Origin of the sequence: Metabacillus niabensis, assembly GCF_902829255.1 — a bacterium.
Lineage (GTDB): Bacteria > Bacillota > Bacilli > Bacillales > Bacillaceae > Metabacillus > Metabacillus niabensis.
The window spans coordinates 1-1,625 of record NZ_CADEPK010000122.1 but is presented as its reverse complement, the minus strand read 5'-3'; the positions used below and the strand labels follow the sequence as shown (position 1 = coordinate 1,625).

General features: G+C 30.5%; 4 protein-coding genes and 1 pseudogene. 3 read left to right on the top strand and 2 right to left on the bottom strand.

Going from position 1 to position 1,625, the window contains the following annotated elements; translation table 11 throughout:
* Nucleotides 1–302, top strand: a pseudogene (locus tag HU235_RS10905) (hypothetical protein); the annotation flags it as partial.
* Between the two features lie 12 nt (nt 303–314).
* Here HU235_RS10905 and HU235_RS10900 read toward each other — a convergent pair.
* Both HU235_RS10900 and HU235_RS10895 read right to left on the bottom strand, forming a co-directional pair.
* Nucleotides 315–545 (bottom strand): LexA family protein, encoded by a 231-nt coding sequence (locus HU235_RS10900; protein WP_174880242.1) that lies wholly within the window; start codon nt 543–545, stop codon nt 315–317.
* A complete protein-coding gene (locus HU235_RS10895; protein WP_174880241.1) occupies nt 538–759 on the bottom strand; it encodes a hypothetical protein in 222 nt (73 codons plus the stop codon). The genes HU235_RS10900 and HU235_RS10895 overlap by 8 nt, the downstream gene beginning before the upstream one ends.
* 159 nt (nt 760–918) lie before the next feature.
* Here HU235_RS10895 and HU235_RS10890 point away from each other — a divergent pair, with 159 nt between their 5' ends.
* Both HU235_RS10890 and HU235_RS10885 read left to right on the top strand, forming a co-directional pair.
* Nucleotides 919–1,194: a YolD-like family protein gene (locus HU235_RS10890; RefSeq protein ID WP_174880240.1), complete on the top strand. Its 276-nt coding sequence runs from the start codon at nt 919–921 to the stop codon at nt 1,192–1,194.
* A gap of 20 nt (nt 1,195–1,214) precedes the next feature.
* Complete coding sequence (locus HU235_RS10885) at nt 1,215–1,574, top strand: hypothetical protein (RefSeq protein ID WP_174880239.1); 360 nt, start codon at nt 1,215–1,217, stop codon at nt 1,572–1,574.
* Nucleotides 1,575–1,625: the final 51 nt, after the last annotated feature.

The following is a 1,625-nucleotide window of genomic DNA, read 5'->3' as shown; positions in this document are numbered from 1 at the left end:
TAGCTGAAGCAACTTCCAAATTATCTGAATTACAGGGAAAAATAACCGAAAAAGATGAAAAACCAATCGAATTACCTGCAGGACAGTTTATCGTCGGATCTGATATTCCTGAAGGTAGATATAAAGTAACTCCAAATGGTAGTGGAGGGAATTTTTTTGTAGATGATTCTAATGGGAAATTAGTGGTAAGTCAATCGATTAGAGAAGATGGAGAATATAGCGTTTCAGAATATGTTATTTTCTTAGAAGATGGATATTCGATAGAAGCTGCATCACCTTTTAATTATATCCCTATAAAATGAAAAACACCGCCCTTATGAGGCGGTTTTTTCATTAATCACTTTTAATGTTCTAGGTTGACCTGGTACCCATGTAACATATCCTTTTTCTTTTAATTTATCTAAATGGCTTTGAATTGTGGAGGACGAGCAAATATTCATCCTGTAAGCAATTTCTCTATATGATGGTGGATATCCTTTTTCGTCCACATGTTCATTTATAATTTCTAATACTTCTTTCTGTCTTTTAGTAATCCCCTTATGCATAATTTACCCCTCTATCACTTTTCTTAGCAGCTGATAAAATGTTTGTACGTTTAAATAAACGAGGTTGTTTTTTAGTTAAGCAATAGCCTTTAATGTATTCAGGTTGAATATCTTTTACTAAAATGGTTCGATGTGATATCTCACCTTTGTTTGAAATATACATAATTTCAATTGGCATTTTTTCCTCTTTTGATGTTAATAACAATCCATTCATTTTATCAGCTCCTTTTCTGTATGAATAAATTATATAAGAACATTAGTTCGATTTCAATTGAAAACACGAACATGTTTTCGTATAATGAGAACACGATAATGATAAAGGGATGATTTTATAATTCGTGATCGAGGTACGAAAAAATGGACAGCGTTTATGATGCCTGAACATGTAAAGAATTTAAGAGATTTCGATATAAGCCTTAATAAAGTTGAAAAACCAGAATTAGATGAAGGTCAATTAGAAGAGATTAATTCGATTATTTGCGCAGCAACGGAATATAACAAAGAAGTTGTTTTTACTTATTACGAAAAAGGAGATATTAAACTGTACATAGGTTTCATTCATTTTGTAGATACCATTAGAAATGAAGTAAGACTAAAGATGTTCACAATGATGTTTTTATTATTAAGTTTGAAGATATACTCAGAGTAGATTTTCACGAGGTGTAATATATGAAAGCTCCCATTACCAAAGAACAAGAGGACTTAGTACATGACTATATTGTTAATGAATACTTACTTCATATTCTTGAAGAGGATCTTGTGATAATAAACAATGCTAACTTCAAACTCAAAGACCCATACATTAAGTTAGTTGAAAGTGTTCTTAAGACAATAAGAATAAAGTTAAGGAATATGAAAGCTGATATGAAGAAACAAGAAATGAAAGTATTTGGTCCTGTTAGAGATGATATTATGTTGCAATACGATTATTATGTACGTGGATATCATGCTTTTTCAAGGTATTGGGATGCTGCTCTAAAGATGCATGGAACAAAGTTATTAGATGAATATTTTAGATTTTTACAATAGATTTACTTCTTTTTTACAGAATTTTAATAGGAAATTAGAACTAATAAGAAG